This window comes from Riemerella anatipestifer, from assembly GCF_009663465.1.
GTDB lineage: Bacteria > Bacteroidota > Bacteroidia > Flavobacteriales > Weeksellaceae > Riemerella > Riemerella anatipestifer_C.
Map to the genome: position 1 here is coordinate 31,946 of NZ_QXHU01000009.1, position 752 is coordinate 32,697.

General features: G+C 45.5%; 1 protein-coding gene. It reads left to right on the plus strand.

Going from position 1 to position 752, the window contains the following annotated elements; translation table 11 throughout:
• Positions 1-355 (plus strand): HU family DNA-binding protein (locus tag D1003_RS10515; RefSeq protein ID WP_153936953.1); only part of this gene is annotated, 355 nt, incomplete at its 5' end.
• Between the last annotated feature and the right edge of the window lie 397 nt (positions 356-752).

The following is a 752-nucleotide window of genomic DNA, read 5'->3' on the forward strand; positions in this document are numbered from 1 at the left end:
TCAGCCGGGTGTAAGCGGCGGCGGTAACAAAAAGTGGTATGCCAGTGCAGCCACAGACGGCGAGGTAGGTATAGACGAGCTCGTAAAACAAATCGAGAAGTTTTCTGCCCTCAGTGAGGCAGATATTAAAGGCGTTATCATCGCTTTAGAGAATGTGATACAAAACGCTTTGTCGGATAGCAAAATTGTCCGTTTAGAGAAGTTGGGGACGCTGTATCCTACCCTAAGCAGCGGCGGAGCCGCCACGGAGAAAGATTTTACCCAAAGCCTTATTAAATCGGTAGGCGTAAACTATCGCCCCGGTAAACGCATCTTAGATAGTATGAAGGCGGCAGGCTTTGAAAAAGTGAAGTAAACCGCCCTATCTATACACCTTAAAAAACTACCGCAGGTTTCTAAAGAAACCTGCGGTAGTTTTGTATAAAACCTGCTGTGGTTTTGTATAAAACCTGCGGTAGTTTTTAGTGAAACCTGCGCAGGTTTTTTAGCCTACCTAGCTTATCTTCGGAAAGCCCCTATTCATAAGGGTTACAGAACTTCGTTAGGTTTGTTTCAAAACAAAAGAAGGGCGATAAATATATATGCTTGTCCTTTTGTCTTGAAACAAAAGGACCAAAAGTTCAAGAGCAAAGGTTAGGTTTACCTACGGCACGGGACTGCCCCCTGCTATTTGGAAGCTACCGCTCCCAATGCCGCTACGGGGTCATTCCCTAAACTTACCTTTGCTCGGCAGAGCGTTGATAATGGCTAAG